Source organism: Kaistia nematophila (assembly GCF_026343855.1).
Classification (GTDB): domain Bacteria; phylum Pseudomonadota; class Alphaproteobacteria; order Rhizobiales; family Kaistiaceae; genus Kaistia; species Kaistia nematophila.
The window spans coordinates 21,003-46,505 of the sequence record NZ_JAPKNK010000009.1; the positions used below are offsets into that span (position 1 = coordinate 21,003).

Genomic DNA, 25,503 nt, shown 5'->3' on the forward strand with positions numbered 1-25,503 from the left:
CATGGCTCACCAATTCAGAAACGACCTCGCCGCGCTGAAGGCCGACTTGGACGGCGTCGCGCTCGAGGAGAATCCGGCGCTGGTGAAGCAGAAGAGCCGTGACTTCTTCTGGTATTCGCCCGTTCTGAAGGCGCAGCTTGATCACATCACCGCCGATTTGGTGGCGACGCCGAAGGACGAGGCGGAGGTGATCCGCATTCTGAAGGCCGCCTTCCAGCATGAGGTGCCCGTCACGCCGCGCGGCACCGGCACCGGCAATTACGGCCAGGCGATGCCGCTCTCCGGCGGCCTGATCCTCAATCTCGCCGAAATGAACAAGGTCAAGGCGATCTTCCCCGGCCGCGTCATCGCCGAGCCCGGCGCCGTGATCGCCCAGCTCGACGCCGAGACGCGTGCCCATTCCGGCCAGGAACTGCGCCTGCATCCCTCCACCGCCAAGACGGCGACGATCGGCGGCTTCATCGCTGGCGGCTCCGGCGGCGTCGGTTCGATCCGCTGGGGCGGCCTGCGCGACATCGGCAACGTGCTGCGTCTGCGCGTCGTCACCATGGAGGCCGAGCCGCGCATCCTCGAGCTGACCGGCTGGGAACTGCACAAGGTGATGCACGCCTACGGCACCAACGGCATCATCACCGAAGTCGAGATGCCGCTGACGACGGCCTATGACTGGGTCGACGTCCTCGTCGGCTTCGACGACTACATGGACGCGGTGCGCTACGCCGACGGCGTCGGCAATGCCGACGGCCTGCTCGTCAAGGAACTCGCCACCGTCGCGGCGCCGATTCCCTACGACTACTTCCTGCGCCACCAGAAGTTCCTGAAGCCCGGCCAGTCGCTGGCGATCGTCACGGTCGCCGCGCATGCGGTCGACGCCTTCCTGGCGCTCACCTCGCGCAGCAAGGGCGAGGTGGTGTTCCGCTCGGATACGGCGGAGGACCTCAAGGGCATTCCGCCGAACTACGAGCTCGGCTGGAACCACACGACGCTGCGCGCCATCCGCGTCGACCCGTCGATCACCTATCTGCAGTCGATGTATCCGCCGCCGCACCACATCGAGAAGATCGAGGCGCTGACCAGGCTGTTTGGCGACGAGGTGCCCGGCCATCTCGAATTCGTCCGCTTCGACGGCAAGATCACGCCGATGGGCCTGCCGATGGTGCGCTACACCACCGAGGCGCGGCTGGAGGAGATCATCCGCATCCACGAGGAACATGGATGCCCGATCTTCAACCCGCACCGCTACACGCTGGAAGAAGGCGGCATGAAGCAGACCGACGAAACCCAGCTCGCCTTCAAGCGCGAGGCCGATCCGAAGGGCCTGCTCAACCCGGGCAAGATGATCGCCTGGGAAGACCCCGAATTCGACTTCACCTCGACCAAGACCTTCCTGTTCCCGGGCCTGCAGCAGGCCAGCTGACATGCGCGTGCTGGTGCTCTATGCGCATCCCGTCGAGACGAGTTTCCAGGCGGCGCTGCACGGCGCCGTCGTTGGCGCGCTGACGCGGGCAGGGCACCAGGTCGATGATTGCGACCTCTATGCGGAGGGCTTCGATCCGGTCCTGTCGCGGCAGGAGCGGATCGACTACCACGACCTCGCCGTCAACCGGCGCAACGTCGATCCCTATGTCGAGCGGGTGATGCGGGCCGAGGCGCTCGTCCTGGTCTATCCGGTCTGGAATTTCGGCTTCCCGGCGATCCTGAAGGGCTTCTTCGACCGGGTGTTCCTGCCCGGCGTGTCGTTCCGGATGGAAAACGGCAAGGCGGTCGGCAATCTCGGCCATATCCGCAAGCTCGCGGCCGTGGCGACCTATGGCGGCGCGCGCTGGCGGGCGCTCCTCGTCGGCGATCCGCCGCGAAAGAGCGTCACGCGCGTGCTGCGTGCGCAGGTCGGCAGGCTCGGCCGCGTGCCCTACCTCACCCATTACGACATGAACCGCTCGACGGAAGCGACGCGATCGGCGTTCCTGGAGCGCGTCACGAAAGAGATGGAACGCTTTTAGCCTCATGCGCGCGCTCGTCGTCTTTGCCCATCCCGTGCCGGAAAGTTTTGGCGCCGCCGTCCGTGACACCGTCGTCGGCGCGCTGAAGCGGTCCGGTCACGAGGTCCGCCTGCTCGACCTCTACGCCTCCGGCTTCAATCCGGTGATGGGCGCCGACGAGCGGCGGGTCTACAACGACCCCGTCGTCAACGAGGTGCCGATCGCCGACCATCTCGCGCATATCAAGTGGTGCGAGATCCTCGTCTTCGTCTATCCGACCTGGTGGTTCAGTCCGCCTGCCATGCTGAAGGGCTGGCTCGAGCGGGTCTGGGTGCCGCATGCCACCTTCATCATGCCGACGGCGACGCGCGGCTCGCGCCCGGGCATGAAGAACATCCGCAAGCTCGCCGTGGTGACGACCTGCGGGGCGACCTGGTGGCTTTCCAAGCTGATCGGCGAGCCGGGCCGGCGCATCCTGCTGCGCGGCATCCGCACGCTCTGCCACCCGCTCTGCCGCACCAGCTACATGGCGCACTACAAGATGGACAGCTCGACGCCGGAGAGCCGGGCGCGCTACCTCGCCAGGGTCGATCGCAAGATCGGCAAGCTGTAGCCCGCGCACATCCTGACCATTGCGAGCAGCGGGGCGTTGCTTCATTTTCATGGAATGAGCGCGAGCCTGACAAAGCACGAGCGGATGGTACTGCGGAAAGCCATCGGCAACCGTTCCGTCCCCGGCCCGGTCATCCGACCCTACTTCCGGGGGCCGGACTATCTGATTTCGCACGCGTGCTTTGCTTGTCGGAAATCGTGGAAATGCAGTGGCGACACAGATCATGCGTGTCCCCAATGCCAGAGACCTCTCGCCTTGATGGGGCGCTCCTTCCGCCCGCCGAGAAAGCGCGACGTCGATCAGTGGGAAAAGCTCAGCAGGCTGTGGGCGGCGGGGTTCCGATTCTGGAGCTATCGAAGCTTCCCCGGTGCCGAGCCGTATCCCGACGATCTCCGAGACGTCGATGCATGGATCCGTCGCAACCCCGTCCATCCCATGCGGATGCCGGGCTTGGCGGATAGGCATTGCGAGGCGGCTCCGACTGGCCCGGCGCAGGATCCATGAGGAGACTGCGGTTCGCGATGACCGCCGCGGTGTTCTACAAGGGAAGCTCCTGACGGGCGGCACGCGCTCGTCGTTTCCCGAGTTTGAGGACCGCTGCCCATGCCGATCCGTCACCCGTCCCGGCGAACGCTTCTGAGCGGCAGCGGCGCCGCCGCCGTTGCCGGGATCGCAACCCTTTTCATGGTGTCCGGTGTCATGACCGCTTCCGCCCAGACCGCCCCGAATGCGGCCGCCCTGTTCGAGGCCGTCGAGCGCAACGACGCGGCCGCCGTCGCCGACCTCCTTGCCAAGGGCGTCGCGCTCGATGCCCGCAACGCCGAGGGCGAGACGGCGCTGCTGGTCGCGACGCATCGGGACTTCGTCGAGGTCGCGCGGCTGCTGATCCTGGCCGGCGCCGCCGTCAACGCCAAGGACCGCATCCAGGACAGCCCCTATCTCTATGCCGGCGCCCGCGGTCATCTCGAGATCCTGAAGCTGACGCTGGCGTATGGGGCGGACCTCGGGAGCACCAACCGCTATGGCGGCACCGCGCTCATTCCGGCGTCGGAGCGCGGCCATGTCGAAACCGTGCGCACGCTCATCGAGGCGGGCGTCGCGGTCGATCATGTCAACAATCTCGGCTGGACGGCGCTGCTCGAGGCGATCCTGCTCGGCGACGGCGGCGAGCGCCATGTCGCGATCGTCGGGCTCCTGCTCGACGGCGGAGCCGATCCGTCGCTGCCGGATGGCAATGGCGTCACGCCCTTGCGGCACGCCAGGGAGCGCGGCTTCCAGCCGATCGTCGAACTCCTGACGAAGGCCGGCGCGCGCGGATAGCCGCCCGGTTGCGAGGGCAGGGATAAAGTCGCCGGCGGCGGCGAACATGAAAACGGCGGCCCGATCGCATCGGAGCCGCCGCTTTCGTATTCCCTTCAGGCGAAGCCTGGGGCCGCAACCGTCACCTTCCCGCAGGGAGAGGCGAAGGCAGGTGCCGGTCGCCTCAGCGCGCCAGGAGCTTTTCGAGTTCCGGGCGGAACTCGTCGGCGATATCCGGGCGGTCGAGCGCGAAGGCCACGTTGGCGGCGAGGAAGCCGACCTTGTTGCCGCAGTCATAGGTCTGGCCGTCGAAGCGGCAGCCGTAGAAATACTGGCGGTCCATCAGCTTCAGCATGGCGTCGGTCAGCTGGATCTCGTTGCCGGCGCCGCGCTCCTGCTTCGACAGGAAGTCGAAGATCTGCGGCTGCAGGATATAGCGGCCGTTGATGTAGAGGTTGGACGGCGCCACTTCCGGCTTCGGCTTCTCGACCATCGCGTTGATGCGGAAGGCGGGGCCGCCGACTTCCTGGCCGATGCCGACGATGCCGTACTGGTGCGTCTGGGCCGGGTCGCATTCCTCGACGGCGAGGACGTTGCCGCCCCATTCCTCGTAGACCTTGACCATCTGCTTCAGGCAGCCCGGCTCGCCCTTCATCACCATGTCCGGCAGCAGCACGGCGAACGGCTCGTTGCCGATCATCTCGCGCGCGCACCAGACGGCATGGCCGAGGCCGAGCGGAACCTGCTGGCGGGTGAAGCTGGTCGAACCCGGCTTCGGCAGGTCTTTGGCGAGGAGGCTCAGGGCCTCCTTCTTGCCGCGGTCGGAAAGCGTCGCCTCGAGTTCGTACTGGACGTCGAAATGATCCTCGATGACCGCCTTGTTGCGGCCGGTGACGAAGATCAGGTGCTCGATGCCGGCCTCGCGCGCCTCATCGACGGCGTATTGGATCAGCGGACGATCGACGACCGTCAGCATCTCCTTCGGCATGGCTTTGGTCGCGGGCAGAAAGCGGGTGCCAAGGCCTGCAACAGGAAATACGGCCTTGCGAATCTTCGGGTTCATGGACGCCTCACAGATGCATCGGTACGGGCAGCATATCGACAGATTCCTAACAAGAATACCAATGAAAAGGTAGCGTTTTGGCCTTCATCAAGACTTCGTTTACCTATTCATAGTTCATTAACAATCGGAATATGCTTGGAGTTTTGAAGTGGCGGTCTTGGTGACTGGCGGAGCCGGCTATATTGGTAGCCACATGGTGTGGCGTCTTGTTGACGCTGGTGAGGCAGTGGTCGTGCTCGACCGCCTGTCCACCGGCTTTCAATGGGCCGTTGCGCCGGAAGCCGTCTTCGTCGAGGGCGACATCGCCGACGAGGCGCTGGTCGGGCGACTGGTCGCCCAACATTCGATCGACGCGGTGATCCATTTCGCCGGTTCGATCGTCGTGCCGGATTCGGTCGCCGACCCGCTCGGCTACTATCTCAACAACACCGTCAAATCCCGCGCGCTGATGGCGGCGGTGATCGGCGCCGGCGTGCGCCACTTCATCTTTTCCTCGACCGCCGCCGTCTATGGCGATACCGGCACCGAACCGGTCATCGAGACTGCGCCGACCGTGCCGCAATCGCCTTATGGCCGCTCCAAGCTGATGACGGAGATGATGCTGGAGGACGCGGCCCGGGCGCATGATTTCCGCTATGTGGCGCTGCGCTATTTCAACGTCGCCGGCGCCGATCCGCGCGGCCGCACGGGCCAGTCGACCCGGGGCGCGACCCACCTGATCAAGGTCGCCTGCGAGACGGCGCTCGGCAAGCGCGACGGCATCGACCTCTATGGCACCGACTACGACACGCCGGACGGCACCTGCGTGCGCGACTACATCCACGTCGCCGACCTCGCGAGCGCGCATGCCGATGCGCTCGCCTATCTGCGCGCCGGCGGCGACAGCCTGGTCGCCAATTGTGGCTATGGCCACGGTTATTCGGTGCGCGAGGTGCTGGCGTCGGTGCGGCGCGTCTCCGGCCGGGATTTTTCCGTCATCGAGCGCGGTCGTCGCGCCGGCGATGTTCCCGCCGTGGTCGCAAATTCGACACGTGCGCGCATCACGCTTGGCTGGACGCCCATGCATGACGATCTCGACCAGTGCGTTGCGACGGCGCTGGCCTGGGAGGAGGCGCTCGGCCGGCGCAACCAGCGCGACTGAGCGAAAGGACCGGGCAAGACCCGGCCGGAGCTTGAGAACGAACCGGACGGGGGCCCGGACTTGCATTGACACGAAGACGAGGAGACCTCTGAGACATGGCATTTTTGAGCCCGCCCGTTTCCGCCGCACGGCCGTTCGCGGCCGCCGGAACCCGCGTTGTGCTTCTGTTCCTGATGCTGCTGGCCGGCCTGGTGCCCGCCATGGCGGATGCGGCAGGCGCGCGATGGGTGGCGAGCTTCTGGCCCACGGCTCAGAAGGCCGGCATTTCGCGCAGCGTCTACAACAGCGCCCTCGGCAACTTCACCCCCGATCCCGACGTGCTCGCCAAGGCGAGCTCGCAGGCCGAGTTCGTCAAGCCGCTCTGGGACTATCTCGATAGTGCCGTTTCCGCCAAGCGGCTGGAGAACGGCCGCGAGGCGATGCGCCAGTATGGCCGGCAATTGCAGCAGATCGAGCAGACCTTCGGCGTCGACCGCAGCGTGGTGGTCGCGATCTGGGGCATGGAATCCTCCTATGGCCAGATCCTGACCAACGACAAGATCGTCAAGAACACCATCCGCTCGCTGGCGACGCTCGCCTATCAGGGTGGCTCGCGCGCGAAATATGGTCGCCAGCAGTTGATCGCGGCGCTGAAGATCCTGCAGCGCGGCGATGTCGATGCTCGCCACATGGTCGGCTCCTGGGCCGGCGCCATGGGCCACACCCAGTTCATCCCCACCACCTACCAGGCCTATGCCGTCGACTTCGACGGCGACGGCAAGCGCAATGTCTGGACCTCGGAGGTCGACGCGCTCGCCTCGACCGCCAATTATCTCGCCAAGATGGGCTGGCGGCATGGCCAGACCTGGGGCTACGAGGTCGAGCTGCCGGCCGGCTTCGACTGGCGCCACGCCGATTCCGGCAAGGCGCTGTCGCTCGACCAGTGGCGCAAGCTCGGCATCCACCGCGTCGCGGGTCGGCCGTTCCCTGCCTCGAACGATACGGCGACGCTCTATGCGCCCGCGGGCGCCGGCGGGCCCGCCTTCCTGCTCCTGCATAACTTCAAGGTGATCAAGCGTTACAACAACGCCGATGCCTATGCGCTGGCCGTCGGCCACCTGTCGGACCGGCTGCGCGGCGGCGGCGAGTTCGTTTCGGGCTGGTCGCGCGACGTGCGGCCGCTTTCGGCGGCGGAGCGGGCCGAATTGCAGCAGCTGCTCGGTCGCCACGGTTACTATTCAGGCTCCGTCGACGGCAAGATCGGCGCCGGCACGCGCCTCGCCATCCGCCAGTACCAGGCGGCCGCCGGCGACATTCCGGACGGCTACGCCTCGACGGGCCTGTTGCAGCAATTGCGGTCTGGCAGGTAAGATCGCCCCCTCAGGAAAGGTCGCGAGGGCAGGCGACCCCCAAATGGCGGGATGTCGTCATGCTGGCTGGTATGCTTCGAAGTTGGGTCGCCCTTATCCTGGCTGCCGTCGCGCTGGCGAGCGCGACGGAGCCCGCCGCCGCGCAGTTCCGCGGCGGACCGGCCGGATTCCTCGACCGCCTCTTCGGCATTGAGCGGCCGCCGCCGCAGGACCTGTATCCCGTGCCGCCGGAGGAACTCGGTCGTCGTCGCGGACCGGGCATGCAGCGCCCGCCGCGTCAGTCGAACGATCAGGCGCCGCCGGTGCGCAAGAAGCGTCCGGCCGCGCCGGCCGAACCGATCTATCCGGCGCTCGAGGTCCAGCCCAAGAACCCGGACGCGCGCAAGGTGCTCGTCGTCGGAGATTTCGTCGGCAGCGGCCTCGCCTGGGGGCTGGACCAGGCCTTCGCCGAGGAGCCGCGGCTTGTTGTTATCGACCGCTCCGACGGCTCGTCCGGCTTCGTGCGCGACGATTACCTGGATTGGGCCAGCCGGATTACCGAGCTGCTCGACAGCGAGAAGCCCGACATCGTCGTCGTCGAGATGGGTGCCAATGACCGTCAGCAGATCAAGACCGCGGAGGGCAGGCTTTCGCCCGGCTCGGACGAATGGCGCAAGGCCTATCAGCAGCGCGTCGAGCGTTTCCTGCTGGCGCTGAAGGTTTATGGCAAGCCGGTCTACTGGGTCGGCGCGCCGCCGCTCCGCTCGTCGGACGCCTCGGCCGACATGGCCGAGCTGAACCAGCTGTTCAAGGCGCGGGCCGACGCGGTCGGGGCGCATTTCATCGATGTCTGGGACGGTTTTGCCGACGAGAGCGGCAAGTTCATCGCGCGCGGACCGGACGTCGATGGCCAGATGCGCAATCTGCGCCTCGGCGACGGGATCAATTTCAGCAAGGCCGGCAAGCGCAAGCTCGCCTTCTTCGTCGAGCGCGACATCCGTCAGAGCAGCGGCCTCGGCTTGCCGATGAGCTCGATCACCCCGACCAATCCGAACGCGGCGACCGAGATCGGTCCGGACGGCAAGGAGCGCAAGGTCGGGCCGGTGGTGTCGCTGACGGAGCCGGATCCGGGCGCCGCCAGCGCCAAGCTCGTCGGCGCCGCCAACGAGGCGGGTCCCGGACCCGCGGCCGATAGCCTGCAATATAAGCTGACCGTCCGCGGCCAGGCGCCGGCGCCGCAGCCGGGCCGGGTCGACGATTTCGCCTGGAAGCCGCCGCATGCGGAGGACGACGGCGCCGCCACGTCCTCGTCCAGCATCGTCGACGGCATCGTCATCCTGCCGGCGCCTACCGCCGCCGTGCCGACCCTGGCGCCCTCGGTGCAGTAGGGGAAGCCCGCACCCCAGCCCTCTCCCGCGCGCGGGAGAGGGGGCCGCATGTGCCCCTCGCCAAAGCGCGTGATTGATGAAGAGCGCTGACCGGAACCCTTGCCCGCTTGCGGGAGAGGGCAGGGTGAGGGGCCTGCCGAATCCCATCGCGGAACGCCGCCACCAAAGAAAGAAGCCCCCGCCGGCGACCGGCGGGGGCTTCTTCTTCGGGGATGAGCGGACCGTGCCCTACCAGGCGAGGTTGGTCGCGCCCATCAGCTGCTTGTCGATCGCATGCGCGGCCTGGCGACCCTCGCGGATCGCCCAGACGACCAGCGACTGGCCGCGGCGCATGTCGCCGGCGGCGTACACCTTGTCGACGGAGGTCTGGTAGTTCTTCGTATCGGCGGCGAGGTTGCCGCGCTTGTCGAGCGTGGCGCCAAGCTCGGCCAGCATGCCCTCATGCACCGGATGGGCAAAGCCGATCGCCAGGAAGACCAGGTCGGCGCGGATGATGAATTCCGTGCCCTCGATCGGCCGGCGCTTCTCGTCGACCCGGGCGCATTCGACGCCCGTGACCTTGCCGTTCTTGCCGACGACTCGCAGCGTCGCGCAGGCGAACTCGCGCTCGGCGCCCTCGGCCTGCGAGGACGAGGTGCGGAACTTGGTCGGCCAGTAGGGCCAGACGCTCAGCTTGTCTTCCCTGAGCGGCGGCATCGGGCGGATGTCGAGCTGGGTGACGGCGAGCGCGCCCTGGCGGAACGAGGTGCCGACGCAGTCCGACGCCGTGTCGCCGCCGCCGATGACGACGACGCGCTTGCCGGTGGCGATGATCGGCTCCTCGTGGATCTCCTCGCGGCCGACGCGCCGGTTCTGCTGGACCAGGAACGGCATGGCGTAGTGAACGCCTTCCATCTCGGCGCCCGGCAGCTTCGGATCGCGCGGAGCCTCGGCGCCGCCCGTCAGCAGCACGGCGTCGTGCCCGTCCACCAGCTCGGCCATCGGCTTGGTGACGCCGATGTTCTGGCCGTAGTGGAAGGTCGCGCCCTCGGCCTCGATCTGCGCCACGCGCCGATCGATGAAGTGCTTCTCCATCTTGAAGTCCGGAATGCCGTAGCGGAGCAGGCCGCCGGCCTTGGCCTCGCGCTCATAGACATGCACGTCGTGGCCGGCGCGGGCGAGCTGCTGCGCAGCCGCCAGGCCCGCCGGGCCGGAGCCGACGATCGCGATCTTCCTGCCGGTCTTGACCGAGGCGATCTCCGGCTTGATCCAGCCTTCGTCCCAGGCCTTGTCGGCGATCGACTGCTCGACCGTCTTGATGGCGACCGGCGTGTTCTCGAGGTTCAGCGTGCACGCTTCCTCGCACGGGGCGGGGCAGATGCGGCCGGTGAACTCCGGGAAGTTGTTGGTCGAATGCAGGTTGCGCGCCGCCTCCTGCCAGTCGCCCGAATAGACGAGGTCGTTCCAGTCCGGGATCTGGTTGTGCACCGGACAGCCGGTGTCGCCATGGCAGAACGGAATGCCGCAATCCATGCAGCGCGCCGCCTGCCGAACGACGTCCTGGTCGTTCAGCGGCAGGGTGAATTCCCGGAAGTGCCGGATGCGGTCCGCAGCCGGCTGGTACTTCTGGTCCTGGCGGTCGATCTCGAGGAAACCCGTTACCTTACCCATTTCTTCCCCCTTACTCGGCCGCCACGCCGTAGCGCGCGCGTTCCATCTCGATCAGTGCGCGCCGATATTCGACCGGCATGACCTTGCGGAATTTTGGACGATAGCTCTCCCAGTTCTCCAGGATCTCCTTGGCGCGGGTCGAGCCCGTGTAGTGGAGATGCTGCGAGATCAGGCGGTGCAGGCGCTCGTCATCGAAGCGGTTCATGTTCGACGTGATGTCGATCCGGCCCTTGTGCTCGATGTCGCCGCCATGGTGATGCAGCTTCTCGAGCAGGTCGTCCTCTTCCTGGACCGGCTGGATCTCGACCATCGACAGGTTGCAGCGCTGCGCGAAGGTCTCGTCCTCGTCCAGGACATAGGCGATGCCGCCGGACATGCCGGCCGCGAAGTTGCGGCCGGTCTGGCCGATGACGACGACGATGCCGCCGGTCATGTATTCGCAGCCATGGTCGCCGCAGCCCTCGACGACGGCGATCGCGCCCGAGTTGCGGACGGAGAAGCGCTCGCCGGCGACGCCGCGGAAATAGGCCTCGCCCTCGGTCGCACCGTAGAGCACGGTGTTGCCGACGATGATCGACTGCTCCGGCACGATGCGGGTCGCCTCGGGCGGACGCACGACGATGCGGCCGCCGGACAGGCCCTTGCCGACATAGTCGTTGCCTTCGCCGATCAGGTCGATCGAGACGCCGCGCGCCAGGAAGGCGGCGAAGCTCTGGCCGGCCGTGCCGCGCAGGGTGATGGCGATCGTGTCTTCCGGCAGGCCGTCATTGCCGTAGCGCTTGGCGACCTCGCCCGAGAGCATCGCACCGGCCGAACGGTCGGTGTTGTGGATCTCGGCCTCGATCTTGACCGGCTTGCCGGTGGCGAGCGCGGGCGCCGCCTCGGCGATCAGCTTGCGGTCGAGCACATGCTCGATCGGGTGCTTCTGCAGCTCGGTATGACGGATCTCTTCCGGCCCGGCCTCCACCTTGTGGAACAGCTTGGTGAAGTCGAGACCGGCCGCCTTCCAGTGGTTGACCGCCGCGACCTTGTCGAGCCGGTCGGACTGGCCGATCAGCTCCACCAGGGTGCGCGCGCCCATGGCCGCCATCAGCTGGCGCACTTCCTCGGCGACGAAGAAGAAGAAGTTGATGACGTTCTCGGGCGTGCCCTTGAAGCGCTTGCGCAGCACCGGATCCTGGGTGGCGACGCCGACCGGGCAGGTGTTCAGGTGGCACTTGCGCATCATGATGCAGCCGGCCGCGATCAGCGGGGCCGTCGAGAAGGCGAACTCGTCCGCGCCGAGCAGCGCGCCGATGATGACGTCGCGACCCGTCCGGAAGCCGCCATCGACCTGCAGGGCGATGCGCGAGCGCAGGCCGTTCAGGACCAGCGTCTGCTGCGTCTCGGCCAGGCCGATTTCCCACGGGCTGCCGGCATGCTTCAGCGAGGTCAGCGGCGAAGCGCCGGTGCCGCCCTCGAAGCCGGAGATGGTGATGTGGTCGGCGCGCGCCTTGGCGACGCCGGCGGCGACCGTGCCGACACCGACTTCGGAGACGAGCTTGACCGAGACATCGGCCTGCGGGTTGACGTTCTTCAGGTCGAAGATCAGCTGGGCCAGATCCTCGATCGAGTAGATGTCATGGTGCGGCGGCGGCGAGATCAGGCCGACGCCCGGCGTCGAATGCCGGACCTTGGCGATGGTCGCGTCGACCTTGTGGCCGGGCAGCTGTCCGCCTTCGCCGGGCTTGGCACCCTGCGCCACCTTGATCTGCATCACGTCGGAGTTGACGAGATATTCCGTCGTCACGCCGAAGCGGCCCGAGGCGATCTGCTTGATCGACGAACGCAGCGAATCGCCGTTCGGCAGCGGCTGGAAGCGCTCCGGCTCCTCGCCGCCCTCGCCGGTGTTCGACTTGCCGCCGATCCGGTTCATGGCGATGGCGAGCGTGGTGTGCGCCTCGCGCGAGATCGAGCCGAACGACATGGCGCCGGTGGCGAAGCGCTTGACGATCTCGGCCGCCGGCTCGACTTCCTCGAGCGGCACCGGGGTCAGGCCGACTTCCTCCGCCATCTTGATCTCGAACAGGCCGCGCAGCGTCAGCAGCGCCTTGGACTGCTCGTTCATCGCCTTGGCGTAGTCTTCGTAGCGATCCCACGAGCCGGTGCGGACGGCATGCTGCAGCGTCGCCACCGAGTCGGGCGACCAGGCATGCTTCTCGCCGCGGATGCGGTAGTTGTACTCGCCGCCGATATCGAGCGTGTTGCGCAGGATCGCGCCGTTGCCAAAGGCCTCGGCGTGGCGACGCACCGTCTCCTCGGCGATCTCGGCGAGGCCGATGCCCTCGATGGTGGTGGCGGTGCCGAAGAAGTAGCGCTCGACGAATTCCGACGCCAGGCCGACCGCGTCGAAGATCTGCGCGCCACAATAGGACTGGTAGGTCGAGATGCCCATCTTGGACATGACCTTGAGGATGCCCTTGTCGATCGACTTGACGTAGCGATGCACGATCTCTTCGTCGTCGACCTCCTCGGGGAAGTCCTTCTTCATGTCGGTCAGCGTCTCGAAGGCGAGATAGGGATTGATCGCCTCGGCGCCGAAGCCGGCCAGCACGCAGAAATGATGCACTTCACGCGCCTCGCCCGTCTCGACGACGAGACCGACGGAGGTGCGCAGACCCTTGCGGATCAGGTGATGGTGCACGCCAGCGGTGGCGAGCAGGGCCGGAATCGGGATCCGGTCCGGCCCGACCATGCGGTCCGACAGGATGATGATGTTGTAGCCGCCATGCACGGCCGCCTCGGCGCGCTCGCAGAGCCGCTCCAGCGCGTCGGCCATGCCTTCGGCGCCCTGCGCCGAGGCGTAGGTGATGTCGAGCGTCTTCGACTGGAACGGATTGTCGTCCAGCTCGCCGATGGCGCGGATCTTCTCGAGATCCGGGTTCTCGAGGATCGGCTGCCGCACTTCCAGCCGCTTGCGGCGGCCGGCGCCTTGCAGGTCGAACAGGTTCGGCCGCGGTCCGATGAACGAGACGAGGCTCATGACGAGCTCCTCGCGGATCGGGTCGATCGGCGGGTTCGTCACCTGGGCGAAGTTCTGCTTGAAGTAGGTGTAGAGCAGCTTCGACTTGTCGGAGAGCACCGAGATCGGCGTATCCGTGCCCATCGAGCCGACCGCTTCCTGGCCGGTGGTCGCCATCGGCGCCATCAGCAGCTTCAGGTCTTCGCCCGTGTAGCCGAAGGCCTGCTGGCGATCGAGCAGCGTCACGTCGGTGCGCGGCGCGCGCGGCGGCACCGGCGGCAGGTCTTCCAGCACGATCTGGGTGCGCGCCAGCCACTCCTGGTAGGGGAGCTTGGTGGCGAGCTCGGTCTTGATCTCCTCGTCCGAGACGATGCGGCCCTGCTCGAGGTCGATCAGCAGCATGCGGCCGGGCTGCAGCCGCCACTTGGTGATGATCTTCTCCTCCGGAACCGGCAGCACGCCGGATTCGGAGGCGAGCAGCACGTCGCCATCCTCGGTGACGAGGTAGCGGGCCGGGCGCAGGCCGTTGCGGTCGAGGGTGGCGCCGATCTTCAGGCCGTCGGTGAAGGCGACGGCGGCGGGGCCGTCCCAGGGCTCCATCAGCGCGGCGTGATACTCGTAGAAGGCGCGCCGCTGCTCGTCCATGAGCGGGTTGCCCGCCCAGGCCTCGGGGATCAGCATCATGGCCGCGTGCGGCAGTGAATAGCCGCCCTGGACCAGGAACTCGAGCGCGTTGTCGAAGCAGGCGGTGTCCGACTGTCCCTCATAGGAGATCGGCCACAGCTTCGAGATGTCGTTGCCGTAGAGCTCCGAATCGACCGAGGCCTGCCGCGCCGCCATCCAGTTGACGTTGCCGCGCACCGTGTTGATCTCGCCGTTATGCGCGACCATGCGGTAGGGATGCGCCAGGCGCCAGGACGGGAAGGTGTTGGTCGAGAAGCGCTGATGCACGAGCGCGAGCGCGCTCTCGAAGCGCTCGTCGTGGAAGTCGCAATAATAGGCGCCCAGCTGCTCGGCCAGGAACATGCCCTTGTAGACGATGGTGCGCGACGACAGCGACACGACGTAGAAGTCGTTGTCGAGGCCGGAATAGGCTGCGTAGATGCGGTTCGAGATCACCTTGCGGATGATGAACAGCCGCCGTTCGAACGCCTCGTCGCTCGCCATGCCCTTGCCGCGGCCGATGAAGACCTGGCGATGGTAGGGCTCGGTCGCCGCGATGTCGGGCGCCTTGGACAGCGACGAGTTGTCGACCGGCACGTCGCGCCAGCCGAGCAGCTCCTGGCCCTCGGAGACGACGACTTCCTCGACGATCTTCTCCATGCCGGCGCGGATCTCCGCGTCCTGCGGCAGGAAGAGGAAGCCGACGGCGTAGCTGCCGGGCGCGCCGATGGCAAAGCCCAGCCGGTCCGCTTCCTCGGAGAAGAAGCGGTGCGGGATCTGGACCAGCATGCCGGCGCCGTCGCCCATCAGCGGATCCGCGCCGACTGCGCCGCGATGCTCGAGGTTGCGGACGATCTGCAGGCCGCTCTGGACGATGCGGTGCGACTTCTCGTTCTTCAGGTTGGCGATGAAGCCGACGCCGCAGGCATCGTGCTCATTGCGCGGGTCATAGAGGCCTTGGGCGCCTATTCCGCCGGCCTTGTTGCGTACGGCAGTGCTTTTGGCGGCGCGGGTAGTCGCCGCTGCTGCCATCTGCATTTCCGTCTCGCGCAAGTCCTTCGGCATCTGAGTGCCCTCTCATCCTCTATGGTTCATCATTCGACGATCCAGCCGGCCGCCCGTCCGCCCGTTCCCTCGGGAACGTCTGGACCGGCAACCGGCGCATCGCCGTATTCACTATAAGACGCATCGCGCCCAAACCGCCGCGCCCCGCCGAACCGGCGTTCGCAACCCCGGCCGTCCGGCCGCATCCTCTTGCAAGCAAGGTTCATTCCGAACCTGCCTGCCCGCTTCCGCAATTCGCGAAACCGTCCTGCCGTTACCCTACGATGGGACAGCAAGGCTGTCCTAATTCAAGGCGCGCCAAAATGCCAGAACTCTCTCGCTGCGGCAAGCGTTTCGCTGATCACGCATTATGTTTGTTACGAAACGAACGAGGCCAACAAACTTTAGGTGATGGATCGGCGGTCGCAGCGCAAGAAAATTTCGAATGCCGGTCGCGCGGGGCCGTCGGTCGGGGAAGTGTTTTGCCGCAGAAATGCGCCGGTTTCCGCCGCTCCGACGGCTTGTTGCACAGGCTGGCAGATTCGACCGATTCCAGCCTCGCTCCTTCCGGCGGGCAGCCAGGCCGCGTCGCGACAAGGCTGTCGAGCGCTTTTGGCGGCCCGCCAGGCGGGGAATCGCCGCGGAGGGCTTGCGCTTCCCGGCGCGCCGCCGCGATATGACGCCATGATCTTTGCAAGCGACAACTGGATGGGCGCGTCCGACCGCGTGGCGGCCGCACTCGTCGAAGCGGCGGCGGGCCATGCCCCCGCCTATGGAAACGATCCGCTGACGGCGGCCGTCGAGGCTTCGTTCTCGCGGGTGTTCGAGCGGGAGGTGGCGACATTCTTCGTCGCGACCGGCACGGCGGCGAATGCGCTGTCGCTCGCGCAGTTCGCCAAGCCCGGCGGCGTGGTTTTCTGCCATCGCGACGCGCATATCGCCGTCGATGAATGCGGAGCGCCGGAATTTTTCGGCGGCGGTTCTCGGCTGCATCGCATCGATGGCGCCGGCGGCAAGCTGCTGCCCGCGGATCTCGCCGCCGCCATCTCCGCCTATCCGGCCGAGGCGCTGCATCACGGCCAGCCGGCGGCCGTCTCGATCAGCCAGCTGACGGAGGCGGGCACTGCCTATACGCCGGCGGAAATCGCTGAGATCGCCGCCGTCGCCCATGGCGCCGGCCTGCCGCTGCACATGGACGGCGCCCGATTCGGCAATGCCGTGGCGGGGCTCGGCGTATCGCCGGCGGAAGCGAGCTGGCGTTCCGGCGTCGATGTGCTGTCCTTCGGCGGTTCCAAGAATGGCTGCTTCGCCGCCGAGGCTGTGGTGTTCTTCGATCCCGGGAAGGCGCGCGGCTTCGAGTTCCACCGCAAGCGCGCCGGCCAGCTGTTCTCGAAGAGCCGCTTCGTTTCGGCCCAGTTCGCGGCCTATCTCGATGGGGATCATTGGCTGGATATGGCGGCGCACGCCAATGCGATGGCGCAGCGCCTCGCCGACGGTCTCGTGGCGGCCGGTTCGGCCGTCCCGCTGCGGCCGCTGGGCAACGAGATCTTCGCCACGCTTTCAAAGGCTGCGGACGGGCGGCTGCGCGCGGCCGGTGCGAGCTACTATGAATGGCCGCCGGCAGGACTGATTGCCGCACCCTTGGACAATGACACCATTTTTGTGCGGCTGGTGACCAGTTTTCGTACTGACGAGGCCGATGTGGAGCGCTTCGTGCAAATAGTTTCGGCAGTTGATGCCTAAAATAAAGGCGCCCCACTTGCGTGGGGCGCCCGGTCAACGGAGTGCGCGGGTCGCCGTTCAGGCGGCCTTGGCCTCGATCTGCTGGCTGGTTTTCTTGCCGCTGGTGATGGCGATCGTGCGCGGCTTCATCGCCTCCGGGATCTCGCGGACGAGATCGACGTGGAGGAGGCCGTTCTCGAGGCTGGCGCCCTTCACTTCCACATGGTCGGCGAGCTGGAAGCGGCGCTCGAACGAGCGTCCGGCGATGCCGCGATAGAGCACTTCCGATTCCTTGCCGTCCTCGGGCTTCTTCTCGCCCTTCACAGTCAGCGTGTTCTCACGCGACTCGATCGACAGTTCGCTGTCGCCGAACCCGGCTACCGCCATGGTGATGCGGTAGGCGTTCTCGCCGGTGCGCTCGATGTTGTAGGGCGGGTAGCCCGGCACGCCGGCGTCGACGCCAGAGGCCTGGTCGAGAAGGGAAAAGAGCCGGTCGAAGCCGACGGTGGAGCGATAGAGCGGGCTCAGGTCAAACGTACGCATGGGTGTCCTCCTTGGAGCGACGGGGTTCGAAATTCACGCCGGCTCCGCCATCTCGGCCGGGCCGCGTGTCTCACTCGCGGACCCGGTATCGGCATCCGCTGATTGGATGTGGGGATGGGGCAAAAGCTGTTCAAGGGCCGGTCCATTTCGGCTGAACGCCACATGAACGACCCATTCCAATGGCGTTCAGGCGGCTGCGGATAGCTTCACCATCAAGACCGGCGATGCACAGATCGTCCGGCTCATCCGCTGGAGAAAGACCCATGATCAAGGCCATTCTTGCCACCTCTGCTCTGATTGGCGCGCTGGTCCTGCCGATCGCCGCGCAGGCCCAGGACTATCGCTTCGAGGGCGGCCGCGGCGGATACAATGACGACCGCGGCTACCGGGACGATCGCGACTATCGCCGCCCGCCGCCTCCTCGCCGCCAGCTCGACGGCCGCCAGATCTACCGCGTGCTCGCCCGCCAGGGTTATGCCCGCATCGACATCGTCAACCGCCGCAGCGACGTCTACATCGTCCGCGCCATCGGCCCGCGCGGCCGCGACGTGATGCTGGTGGTGGATTCCTGGTCCGGCGAGATCCTGCGCCGCCGCGTGATCGAGAATGACTGGCGCGGTGATCGCGGCTGGCATGGCGGCTGGGGCAATGACTGGCGCCGCTGGTAAGCGCAGGGCGCACTGACCTGCTGGTCGATCTCGAATCCGCCCCCCGCGCGAGGTCGGCCTGTCAGCCGGCGACATCCCCGGATGTCGCCGGTTTCTTCGTTTCGGCCTTCGCACCGGTGCGCAGCCGTCGCTTGTCGCCTTCCGGTTGCTCGGCTAAGACCGGAGGACCCACGATGCCATGCTCGAATGCGGAACTGCGCGGCGGATGAGTCTGCAATCCTTTCCCGACAACCCCGTCCCGACAGGCGCTGCCGAACAGACGGTCATGACCGCCGACGGGGTCAGGCTGCGCGCGGCCGTCTGGCGGCCGGAAGGACGCCTCAAGGGCACCGTCTGCATCGTCCATGGCCGCGCCGAGGCGATCGAGAAATATTACGAGGTCGTCGGCGAACTGCTGGAGCGCGGCTTCGCGGTCGCGAGCTTCGACTGGCGCGGGCAGGGTGCTTCCGAGCGCCGCCTGCAGAATCCGCGCAAGGGCCATGTCGATGACTTCGTCGAATATGAGCGCGATCTCGAGGCTTTCATCGAAACGGTGATGCTGCCGGACTGCCCGCCGCCCTATTTCGTGCTGGCGCATTCGACCGGCGGGCTCGTCTGCCTCCGACTCGCCAGGCGCCGGCCGCAGGCCTTCTCCCGCATGGTGCTGGTGTCGCCGCTGCTCGATTTCGGCGGCTTCGCGCCGTCGCGCGGTTTCATCAATTTCGCCGCCGGCGCCTTTTCGCTGCTCGGGCTCGGCGACGCCCTGCCGCCCGGCGCCCGCATCGCCGAGGTCGACGAGCGCGGCTTCAAGGGCAACCCGCTGACGAGCGACCCGCGCCGCTTCGACCGAACGATCGCGATCGCCAAGGCGCGGCCGGAGTTGACTGTCGGCGCGCCGACCATCGCCTGGCTGCATGCCGCCTGCCGGGCGATGAACGAGGCCTCCAATCCCGCCTTCGCGGCCGAAATCCGCATTCCGACGCTGATGATTGCCGCCGGCGAGGACAAGGTCGTGTCGCCGCTGGCGATCGAGCGCTTCGCGCGCGAGATGCGGATCGGGTCGCAGATCGTCATCCCCGGGGCGCGGCACGAGATCCTGATGGAGCGCGACCCGATGCGCGGCCTGTTCTGGGCCGCTTTCGACGCGTTCGTTCCCGGCTCCGACGGCTAGCGCTGCTCGCGGCCGGGGCGCGCGGCGGTGTCGGCCGTCGACAGGCCATTCGATTTCGTCGTGTCGAGAATCACCATGGTCGAGGTCTCGGCGACGCAGGGGATCGCTTGCAGCGCGGCCGAGATGAACTGGCGCAGCGCCTCGATATCCTTGACCCAGACCCGCAGCAGATAATCGACGCTGCCGGTGACCAGCAGGCACTCGGTGATTTCCGGCCGGTCTTCGATCGCGCTCAGGAACTGGCTGGCGGCGTCCGGCGTCTGCTTGGCGAGGCGGACGGAGACGACGACGCAGATCGACAGCCCCAGCGCCAGCGGGTTTATCCTTGCCGAATAGCCCTGGATCACGCCGCTATCCTCCAGCCGCTTGATGCGCCGGCTGCACGGCGTCGGCGACAGGCCGACGCGCTCGGCCACCTCCAGGTTGGAGATGCGTCCGTCCGCCTGCAGCACGGCCAGGATGCGGCGGTCGATCGAGTCGAGTTCGACCATTGGCGTTTTTCACTCCCAGGGCGACGTTTCAGAGCGAGTTCTTGCAGGGATCCCCCGTCGAGGGTTGAAAATTGCACGGATTCACTCGGCACTCGAGCGCTAATGTCTAGCAAACAAGGGAGATGACGATGACGGCCTATGTGATCGCGACCATGTCGATCCACGATCCCGCGACCTACAAGAAATACACCGACCGCACGCCGCCGATCGTCAAGCGGCACGGCGGGCGCTTCCTGACCCGCGGCGACGAGGTTTTCACGGCCGAGGGGACGCCCTTCACCGATCGCATGGTCATCCTCGAATTTCCGAGCAAGGAGCATGTCGACGCCTGGATCAAGGATCCCGACTATGTCGAGGCCTGCCAGTTCCGCTACGCCGCCTCGACCGGCCGGATGATCGTTCAGGAAAGCCGCGGCAATACCGAGGATCCCGATCCCCGGCTCTAGCCGCCGGGGCTGGCGCTCCGCCTTTCGATTTCCGACATTCGAGGATTCATGACTATGGCGAGCGCCAAGACCAACAAGGCCCGGCCCGCGACGGCGCAGTGGCTTCGCTCGAGCAACGACATCTCGCAGCAGTTCCTCGCCTTCGGCGGGCGGGCGGATGTCGTCAGCCTCGCCGGCGGGCTGCCGGCGGCCGAGCTCTATCCGGTCGCCGATGTCGAGGCGGCGGCGCGCTCGGCGATCGCCCGCCATGGCTCGACCATCATGGAATATGGCCCGGTCGAGGGCCTGCCGGCGCTCCGGCAGTTGATCGCTGCGCGCGTCGCGGCCGAGACGGGCGGCAATTTCACAGCCGCCAACGTGCTTCTGACCACCGGCTCGATGCAGGCGCTCGACCTGATCGGCAAGGTGCTGGTCGATCCGGGCGAACTGATCGTCGCGCAGGCGCCGACCTATCTCGGCGCCCTCGACGCCTGGCGTCCGCGCGCGCCGAGCTATCTGCCGCTCGACTGGACGCTGCAGGATCCGGGTTTCGATGCCGCGCTGGAAAAGGCGAAGTTCGTCTATTCGGTGCCGAACTACTCCAACCCGACCGGCGTGCTGGTATCGCAGGAGCGCCGTGTCGCCCTGCTCGACAAGGTGCTCGCGGCGGGCACCTGGCTGGTCGAGGACGATCCCTATCTCTCGATCCAGCTCGATGGCTCGCCCGGGCCGAGCATCCTGAGCCATTCCGTCGCTCGCTCGACCAGCCCGGGTCCCTATGACGGCCCGGTGATCTATCTCGGCACGGTGTCGAAGAGCCTGGTGCCGGGCCTGCGCGTCGGCTGGGTGGTCGCCGAGGCCGGCATGATCCAGAACCTGGCGCTGACCAAGATGGCGAGCGACCTGAGCGGCAGCCTGCTGACGCAGGCGATCGCGCTCGAACTGATGGAGCGCGACTTCGACCACGAGCATTCGAGCGCCATCGTGCCGGTCTATCGGGAGCGTCGCGACGCGCTGCTTCGCGAGGCGGCGCTGCGGCTCTCCGACTGGTTCGAGTGGGAGGTGCCGGTCGGCGGCATGTTCGTCTGGATGCGCTCGAAAGACAGCGCCATCGATACCGACGCGCTCTACAAATTCGCCGTCGAGGAGAAGGTCGCCTATGTGCCGAGCAGCGTCTTCGACTTCACCGGCGAGAACCGCTTCGCCATGCGGGTCAATTTCACCCGCAGCTCGCCCGAGGTGATCGCCGAAGGCGTGCGCCGGCTCGCGCGCGCGGTCGAGCATTATCGGTCGGCCCGCCAGCAGCTCGAAGGCGCCGCCTAGGGCGTTTTCCCGGCAAGCTCCCCTGTGGCAATGGCGGCCTGTTTCTGCGAGCCTGCCCATCTTTCAAGGAACAGGACTACTCGGCCATGGATCTGAAACTGAACGACAAGACCGCGCTCGTCTTCGGCGGCTCGCGCGGGCTTGGCCGCGCCGTCGCCGCGGAGCTCGCGGCCGAGGGCGCGACGGTGGTGATCGTCGCCCGCGACGCCGCCCGCGTCGAGAAGACCGCTGCCGAGCTCGGTGTGATCGGCCTCGCCGGCGATGTCTCGAAGCCGGGCGCGAGCCGCGTCCTGGTCCGCCAGGCAGCGGAGAAGCTCGGCCGCGGCGTCGACATCCTCGTCACCAATACCGGCGGGCCGGCGCCCGGCAATTTCGAGCAGATCACCGACGCCGCCTGGCAAGCCGGCTTCGACAATCTCTGGATGAGTTTCGTCGAGAGCGTCGGCGAGGCGCTGCCGTCGATGAAGGCGAAGGGCTTTGGCCGCATCCTCGCCGTCACCTCGGTCGCGGCGCGCGAGCCGCAGCCGGGCCTCGTCGTCTCGAACGGCCTGCGCGCCGGCCTGCTCGGCCTTGTCAACGCGCTCAGCCGCGACGTCGCGGCGGCGGGCATCACGGTGAACGCGCTGCTGCCCGGCTACACCAATACCGACCGGATGAAGGAAGTCGGCGTCACCAGCGCCTCCATGGGCTCGAAGATCCCGGCCGGCCGTATCGGCGAGCCGGAGGAATTCGCGGCGCTTGCCGCCTTCCTCGCCTCCGAGCGCGCCAGCTACATCACCGGCCAGGCGATCGCCGTCGATGGCGGCCTGCTGCAGTCGATCTGACGGCGGTCGGAAGCGGTTTCGCGAGGGGGCGCCGGCCTCGCGGTCCTGCTAACCTTCACCTCTCCCTCAGGGAGAGGTGAAGCGTTTCCTGCCTCAGCCGGCGCGGTTCAGCATTTCGAGGATCTGGTCGTGCAGGCGCGGATCGCCGCTGGCGACCACGCGGCCGCCGGCTGCTGCCGAGCCGCCGTCCCAGCTGGTGACGCGGCCGCCGGCGCCCTCGATCACCGGGATCAGCGCCACGATGTCGTAGGGATGCAGGCCGACCTCGATGACGGCGTCGACGAAGCCGGCCGCCACCATGCAATAGGCGTAGCAGTCGCAGCCATAGCGCACGAGCCGGACCTGGCTCTCGACGCGATCATAGGCCTCGCGGTCGGCGCCCTTGAACAGCGCCGGGGTGGTGGTGAACAGCACGGCATCCGGCAGGCCGCCGCAGGGGCGCGTCCGCAGCGTCCGCTCGCCCTCCGGACCGCGATACCAGGAGCGCGTGCCATCACCGGCGAAGCGCTCGCCGGTGAAGGGCTGCGCCATCATGCCGAGCGACGGCGTGCCGCCGGTGGTCAGCCCGATCAGCGTGCCCCAGACGGGCAGGCCGGAGATGAAGGCGCGGGTGCCGTCGATCGGATCGAGCACCCAGACATTTTCGGCGTCGAGCCGCTCATTGCCGAACTCCTCGCCCATGATGCCGTGCTCGGGATAGTGCTCGTTGATCAGCGCCCGCAGCGCCTGTTCGGCTGCGCGGTCGCCGACGGTGACGGGATCGAAGCCGGTAGCCGCCTTGTTCTCGATCGAATCGAGCGCCCGAAAATGCGGCATGATTGCTTTTCCGGCAGAATCTGCCAGCCGGTCGAGGAAGGCGATCAGGTTCGGATCGGTCATCAGGCGGGCTCCCAGGGGCTCTGCATGCGAGCCATGCGCTGTCCGCATAGCATCGCGCCATTCGATTTCGGATATCTAACAGGCTGATTTTAAATGTCTATTTCAATCGCATCCGGGGCGCTTCCGCTGCTGCGCGGCGTGCGACCGCCCTCGCCGAAGGGTGCGACATCGGTCACGTTGCAAAGCCTCTTGATCTTTTTGCAGTGCAAGCGCAACTTATTGCGGTGCGGTACATCGATTGGCGTCGATCTACCGCTGCCCTTCTTGGGCGTTTCCTCCCTAGACTTGGGCCGCCTCGTTTGACGAGCGGCCCTTTTTTCTGTCCGCAGCGCAGCGTCGATCCGTTCGGGCTTTCCGTTCCGGTCGGCCTATTCGGCCGCCTCGGCGAGCGGATAGAACGGCGCGTCGGGCAGGCTCGACAGCGCGGCTGCGAAGTTCGCCAGGTCGGCGGCGAGCCGGTCATAGCCGGCATTCGGCTGCAGCGTCCGCTCGTTCATGTAGAGACCGCGATTGATCTCGATCTGCAGCGCATGCAGGCCGCGGCCCGGCCGGCCGTAATGCTCGGTGATGAAGCCGCCGGCATAGGGCTTGTTGCGGGCGACGGCATAGCCGGCGTCGGTCAGGAGCGCATAGGCGGCTTCCGATATCTCCGTCGCGCAGCTGGTGCCGTAGCGGTCGCCCAGCACGATGTCGGCCCGCGCCCGCCCGGGCAGGGTCCGCACCGTGGACGGCATCGAATGGCAATCGACCAGCACGCAATAGCCGAAGCGCTCATGCGTCGTCGCCAGCGTCTGGCGCAGCCGCTCGTGATACGGCTTGTAGATCGTCTCGATCCGGAGCAGCGCCTCGGCCACCGGCATCGGCTCGGCATAGATCTCGACGTTCTCCGAGACGACGCGGGCGATGGTGCCGAGGCCGCCTGCGACCCGCAGCGAGCGGATATTGGCATAGGGCGGCAGGTCGCCCTCGAACATGCGCGGATCGAGCTCGTAGGGCTCGCGGTTCACGTCCAGCCAGGCGCGCGGGAAATGCGCGCGCATCAGCGGCGCGCCGAGCGGCACGACCGAGGCGAACAACTCGTCGACGAACGTGTCTTCCGATCGGCGCAGCGTCCGCTCGTCGAGCTTCGACGCCTCCAGGAAGGCGGTCGGATAGACGCGGCCGCTATGCGGCGAATTGAACACGAAGGGAATGCGCTGCTCGGCCGGGGCCACAACCTCGAAGGGCAGCGCATTCTCGAAATCCGGCGCGGCGTCGATGGTCGTTCTCCTTGAAGTTGCGGCGGGCGAGCCCCGATTCCATACGAAGGAGGCCAGCTTATGTCGTCCGGAGCGGTTCGGGCAGCGAAGTTTCGCGCCATTCACCCGATCTTTACTTCGTTCAGCCGTAATTCAATAACCAAATCGCCAAGAACCCAATCGCCAAGCGCCGCACCGCCGACCCGTTGTCCCCGGTCCCGCTGGCGAACGAGATCGACCGTCCAGCCATGGATTTCCTGATGAACCGCATCCTGCTTGCCGAAGACGACAACGACATGCGCCGCTTTCTGGCGAAGGCGCTGCAGAATGCCGGCTATGATGTCGTGTCCTTCGACAATGGCCGCAGCGCCTATGAGCGCATCCGCGAAGAGCCCTTCACCCTGCTCCTGACCGACATCGTCATGCCGGAGATGGACGGCATCGAACTGGCCCGCCGCGCCACCGAACTCGACCCCGACCTGAAGGTGATGTTCATCACCGGCTTCGCCGCCGTCGCGCTCAATCCGGATTCGAACGCGCCCAAGGATGCCAAGGTGCTGTCGAAGCCGTTCCACCTGCGCGACCTCGTCAACGAGGTGGAGCGGCTGCTGGCTGCCTGAGGAGTTTTCAACAGGGTCGAAAAACGAGGCTTGAAGCTTCGGAAATCGCCCTGTATACCCTCGCTCACGCCGCCGGTCCCGCCGGTCGCGACGAAAAGGATGGGCGTGTAGCTCAGCGGGAGAGCACTACGTTGACATCGTAGGGGTCACAGGTTCAATCCCTGTCACGCCCACCATCCTTTCCAAATCTCCCAAGTTTCCGAAGGTCATTCGCTTCCGGTCAAGGCCGACGCCAGCCGCGCCGACGAGGGTCGGGATCGTGAGCCGGCTCCTTGTTCCAAGCGGCGTGCGCGCACGCGAACGCCCGGCTGATATGGGCCGGTGCGAATTCCCCAGTACATGGCCGGGCTCGACGGCGCGCAAGCGGACGACTGCAGCCGGCCGCCCTTGCCGCTCCAGACACCGAGCCAGATCGCTTCATCGTTTCACGGAAAACGACGAAACGATCCAA

The 25,503-nt window shown here is 66.8% G+C and carries 21 protein-coding genes and 1 tRNA gene; 15 read left to right on the top strand and 7 right to left on the bottom strand.

What is annotated here, in order from left to right; genetic code table 11:
* Position 1: 1 nt before the first annotated feature.
* From OSH07_RS18535 to OSH07_RS18550, 4 genes are all read left to right on the top strand, one after another.
* Positions 2-1,417 (top strand): FAD-binding oxidoreductase, encoded by a 1,416-nt coding sequence (locus OSH07_RS18535; RefSeq protein WP_266340172.1) that lies wholly within the window; start codon positions 2-4, stop codon positions 1,415-1,417.
* Between the two features lies 1 nt (position 1,418).
* Entirely contained in the window at positions 1,419-2,000 is a 582-nt protein-coding gene (locus OSH07_RS18540) for an NAD(P)H-dependent oxidoreductase (protein WP_266340173.1), read from the top strand.
* Positions 2,001-2,004: 4 nt separating this feature from the next.
* Positions 2,005-2,592 (top strand): NAD(P)H-dependent oxidoreductase, encoded by a 588-nt coding sequence (locus OSH07_RS18545; protein ID WP_266340174.1) that lies wholly within the window; start codon positions 2,005-2,007, stop codon positions 2,590-2,592.
* A gap of 699 nt (positions 2,593-3,291) precedes the next feature.
* On the top strand, positions 3,292-3,912 hold the full coding sequence (locus OSH07_RS18550) for an ankyrin repeat domain-containing protein (protein ID WP_266340175.1): 621 nt from the start codon (positions 3,292-3,294) through the stop codon (positions 3,910-3,912).
* A 163-nt stretch (positions 3,913-4,075) separates the two neighbouring features.
* On the opposite strand, the gene galU is transcribed toward OSH07_RS18550, so the two are convergent.
* Positions 4,076-4,954, bottom strand: coding sequence for a UTP--glucose-1-phosphate uridylyltransferase GalU (gene galU, locus OSH07_RS18555; protein ID WP_266340176.1), 879 nt, complete (start codon positions 4,952-4,954; stop codon positions 4,076-4,078).
* A 148-nt stretch (positions 4,955-5,102) separates the two neighbouring features.
* Between galU and galE the strand changes: the two genes are divergently transcribed.
* From galE to OSH07_RS18570, 3 genes are all read left to right on the top strand, one after another.
* A complete protein-coding gene (gene galE / locus OSH07_RS18560; RefSeq protein ID WP_266340177.1) occupies positions 5,103-6,095 on the top strand; it encodes a UDP-glucose 4-epimerase GalE in 993 nt (330 codons plus the stop codon).
* A 95-nt stretch (positions 6,096-6,190) separates the two neighbouring features.
* Positions 6,191-7,444, top strand: coding sequence for a lytic murein transglycosylase (locus tag OSH07_RS18565; RefSeq protein ID WP_266340178.1), 1,254 nt, complete (start codon positions 6,191-6,193; stop codon positions 7,442-7,444).
* Between the two features lie 59 nt (positions 7,445-7,503).
* Positions 7,504-8,811 (top strand): SGNH/GDSL hydrolase family protein, encoded by a 1,308-nt coding sequence (locus tag OSH07_RS18570; protein ID WP_266340179.1) that lies wholly within the window; start codon positions 7,504-7,506, stop codon positions 8,809-8,811.
* A 228-nt stretch (positions 8,812-9,039) separates the two neighbouring features.
* Here the strand turns inward: OSH07_RS18570 and OSH07_RS18575 are convergent, their stop codons facing one another.
* Both OSH07_RS18575 and gltB read right to left on the bottom strand, forming a co-directional pair.
* Positions 9,040-10,461: a glutamate synthase subunit beta gene (locus tag OSH07_RS18575; RefSeq protein ID WP_266340180.1), complete on the bottom strand. Its 1,422-nt coding sequence runs from the start codon at positions 10,459-10,461 to the stop codon at positions 9,040-9,042.
* A 10-nt stretch (positions 10,462-10,471) separates the two neighbouring features.
* Positions 10,472-15,157 carry a glutamate synthase large subunit gene (gene gltB, locus OSH07_RS18580; RefSeq protein WP_420909658.1) on the bottom strand — a complete coding sequence of 1,562 codons (4,686 nt, stop codon included), beginning with the start codon at positions 15,155-15,157 and terminating at the stop codon, positions 10,472-10,474.
* A 696-nt stretch (positions 15,158-15,853) separates the two neighbouring features.
* Here gltB and OSH07_RS18585 point away from each other — a divergent pair.
* The gene (locus tag OSH07_RS18585; protein WP_266340339.1) at positions 15,854-16,912 is read left to right on the top strand and encodes a threonine aldolase family protein; all 1,059 of its coding nucleotides are present in this window, start codon (positions 15,854-15,856) and stop codon (positions 16,910-16,912) included.
* Between the two features lie 57 nt (positions 16,913-16,969).
* Here OSH07_RS18585 and OSH07_RS18590 read toward each other — a convergent pair whose 3' ends face one another.
* A complete protein-coding gene (locus tag OSH07_RS18590) occupies positions 16,970-17,434 on the bottom strand; it encodes an Hsp20 family protein (RefSeq protein WP_266340182.1) in 465 nt (154 codons plus the stop codon).
* A 263-nt stretch (positions 17,435-17,697) separates the two neighbouring features.
* Between OSH07_RS18590 and OSH07_RS18595 the strand changes: the two genes are divergently transcribed.
* Together OSH07_RS18595 and OSH07_RS18600 are read left to right on the top strand one after the other, a co-directional pair.
* Positions 17,698-18,102: a hypothetical protein gene (locus OSH07_RS18595; RefSeq protein WP_266340183.1), complete on the top strand. Its 405-nt coding sequence runs from the start codon at positions 17,698-17,700 to the stop codon at positions 18,100-18,102.
* Between the two features lie 205 nt (positions 18,103-18,307).
* Positions 18,308-19,252: an alpha/beta fold hydrolase gene (locus OSH07_RS18600; protein ID WP_266340184.1), complete on the top strand. Its 945-nt coding sequence runs from the start codon at positions 18,308-18,310 to the stop codon at positions 19,250-19,252.
* Here OSH07_RS18600 and OSH07_RS18605 read toward each other — a convergent pair.
* Complete coding sequence (locus OSH07_RS18605; protein WP_266340185.1) at positions 19,249-19,743, bottom strand: Lrp/AsnC family transcriptional regulator; 495 nt, start codon at positions 19,741-19,743, stop codon at positions 19,249-19,251. The two genes, OSH07_RS18600 and OSH07_RS18605, sit on opposite strands and share 4 nt — an antisense overlap.
* 128 nt (positions 19,744-19,871) lie before the next feature.
* Here OSH07_RS18605 and OSH07_RS18610 point away from each other — a divergent pair, with 128 nt between their 5' ends.
* The 3 genes from OSH07_RS18610 to OSH07_RS18620 all read left to right on the top strand — a co-directional run bounded on the left by OSH07_RS18610 (position 19,872) and on the right by OSH07_RS18620 (position 22,315).
* On the top strand, positions 19,872-20,189 hold the full coding sequence (locus OSH07_RS18610; RefSeq protein ID WP_266340186.1) for a DUF1330 domain-containing protein: 318 nt from the start codon (positions 19,872-19,874) through the stop codon (positions 20,187-20,189).
* 54 nt (positions 20,190-20,243) lie between these two features.
* Positions 20,244-21,491 carry an aminotransferase-like domain-containing protein gene (locus OSH07_RS18615; RefSeq protein WP_266340187.1) on the top strand — a complete coding sequence of 416 codons (1,248 nt, stop codon included), beginning with the start codon at positions 20,244-20,246 and terminating at the stop codon, positions 21,489-21,491.
* Between the two features lie 86 nt (positions 21,492-21,577).
* A complete protein-coding gene (locus OSH07_RS18620; RefSeq protein ID WP_266340188.1) occupies positions 21,578-22,315 on the top strand; it encodes an SDR family oxidoreductase in 738 nt (245 codons plus the stop codon).
* Between the two features lie 93 nt (positions 22,316-22,408).
* On the opposite strand, the gene hisN is transcribed toward OSH07_RS18620, so the two are convergent.
* Positions 22,409-23,194, bottom strand: coding sequence for a histidinol-phosphatase (gene hisN, locus OSH07_RS18625; RefSeq protein WP_266340189.1), 786 nt, complete (start codon positions 23,192-23,194; stop codon positions 22,409-22,411).
* A 368-nt stretch (positions 23,195-23,562) separates the two neighbouring features.
* Positions 23,563-24,408, bottom strand: a complete 846-nt coding sequence (locus tag OSH07_RS18630) for an N-formylglutamate amidohydrolase (RefSeq protein ID WP_336802387.1) — start codon at positions 24,406-24,408, stop codon at positions 23,563-23,565.
* Positions 24,409-24,689: 281 nt separating this feature from the next.
* Between OSH07_RS18630 and cpdR the strand changes: the two genes are divergently transcribed.
* Positions 24,690-25,052 (top strand): cell cycle two-component system response regulator CpdR, encoded by a 363-nt coding sequence (gene cpdR / locus OSH07_RS18635; protein ID WP_244670002.1) that lies wholly within the window; start codon positions 24,690-24,692, stop codon positions 25,050-25,052.
* A gap of 101 nt (positions 25,053-25,153) precedes the next feature.
* A tRNA-Val gene (locus OSH07_RS18640) sits at positions 25,154-25,228 on the top strand.
* Positions 25,229-25,503 lie beyond the last annotated feature (275 nt).

Coding starts and splice junctions, on each gene's coding strand:
- OSH07_RS18570 (WP_266340179.1), top strand. CDS start 7,504: ATGCTGGCTGGTATGCTTCGAAGTTGGGTCGCCCTTATCCTGGCTGCC.
- OSH07_RS18605 (WP_266340185.1), bottom strand. CDS start 19,743: ATGGTCGAACTCGACTCGATCGACCGCCGCATCCTGGCCGTGCTGCAG.
- OSH07_RS18620 (WP_266340188.1), top strand. CDS start 21,578: ATGGATCTGAAACTGAACGACAAGACCGCGCTCGTCTTCGGCGGCTCG.
- OSH07_RS18565 (WP_266340178.1), top strand. CDS start 6,191: ATGGCATTTTTGAGCCCGCCCGTTTCCGCCGCACGGCCGTTCGCGGCC.
- OSH07_RS18600 (WP_266340184.1), top strand. CDS start 18,308: ATGAGTCTGCAATCCTTTCCCGACAACCCCGTCCCGACAGGCGCTGCC.
- OSH07_RS18590 (WP_266340182.1), bottom strand. CDS start 17,434: ATGCGTACGTTTGACCTGAGCCCGCTCTATCGCTCCACCGTCGGCTTC.
- OSH07_RS18585 (WP_266340339.1), top strand. CDS start 15,854: ATGATCTTTGCAAGCGACAACTGGATGGGCGCGTCCGACCGCGTGGCG.
- OSH07_RS18610 (WP_266340186.1), top strand. CDS start 19,872: ATGACGGCCTATGTGATCGCGACCATGTCGATCCACGATCCCGCGACC.
- OSH07_RS18595 (WP_266340183.1), top strand. CDS start 17,698: ATGATCAAGGCCATTCTTGCCACCTCTGCTCTGATTGGCGCGCTGGTC.
- OSH07_RS18545 (WP_266340174.1), top strand. CDS start 2,005: ATGCGCGCGCTCGTCGTCTTTGCCCATCCCGTGCCGGAAAGTTTTGGC.
- OSH07_RS18615 (WP_266340187.1), top strand. CDS start 20,244: ATGGCGAGCGCCAAGACCAACAAGGCCCGGCCCGCGACGGCGCAGTGG.
- OSH07_RS18540 (WP_266340173.1), top strand. CDS start 1,419: ATGCGCGTGCTGGTGCTCTATGCGCATCCCGTCGAGACGAGTTTCCAG.
- hisN (WP_266340189.1), bottom strand. CDS start 23,194: ATGACCGATCCGAACCTGATCGCCTTCCTCGACCGGCTGGCAGATTCT.
- OSH07_RS18575 (WP_266340180.1), bottom strand. CDS start 10,461: ATGGGTAAGGTAACGGGTTTCCTCGAGATCGACCGCCAGGACCAGAAG.
- galU (WP_266340176.1), bottom strand. CDS start 4,954: ATGAACCCGAAGATTCGCAAGGCCGTATTTCCTGTTGCAGGCCTTGGC.
- gltB (WP_420909658.1), bottom strand. CDS start 15,157: ATGGCAGCAGCGGCGACTACCCGCGCCGCCAAAAGCACTGCCGTACGC.
- OSH07_RS18535 (WP_266340172.1), top strand. CDS start 2: ATGGCTCACCAATTCAGAAACGACCTCGCCGCGCTGAAGGCCGACTTG.
- OSH07_RS18550 (WP_266340175.1), top strand. CDS start 3,292: ATGACCGCTTCCGCCCAGACCGCCCCGAATGCGGCCGCCCTGTTCGAG.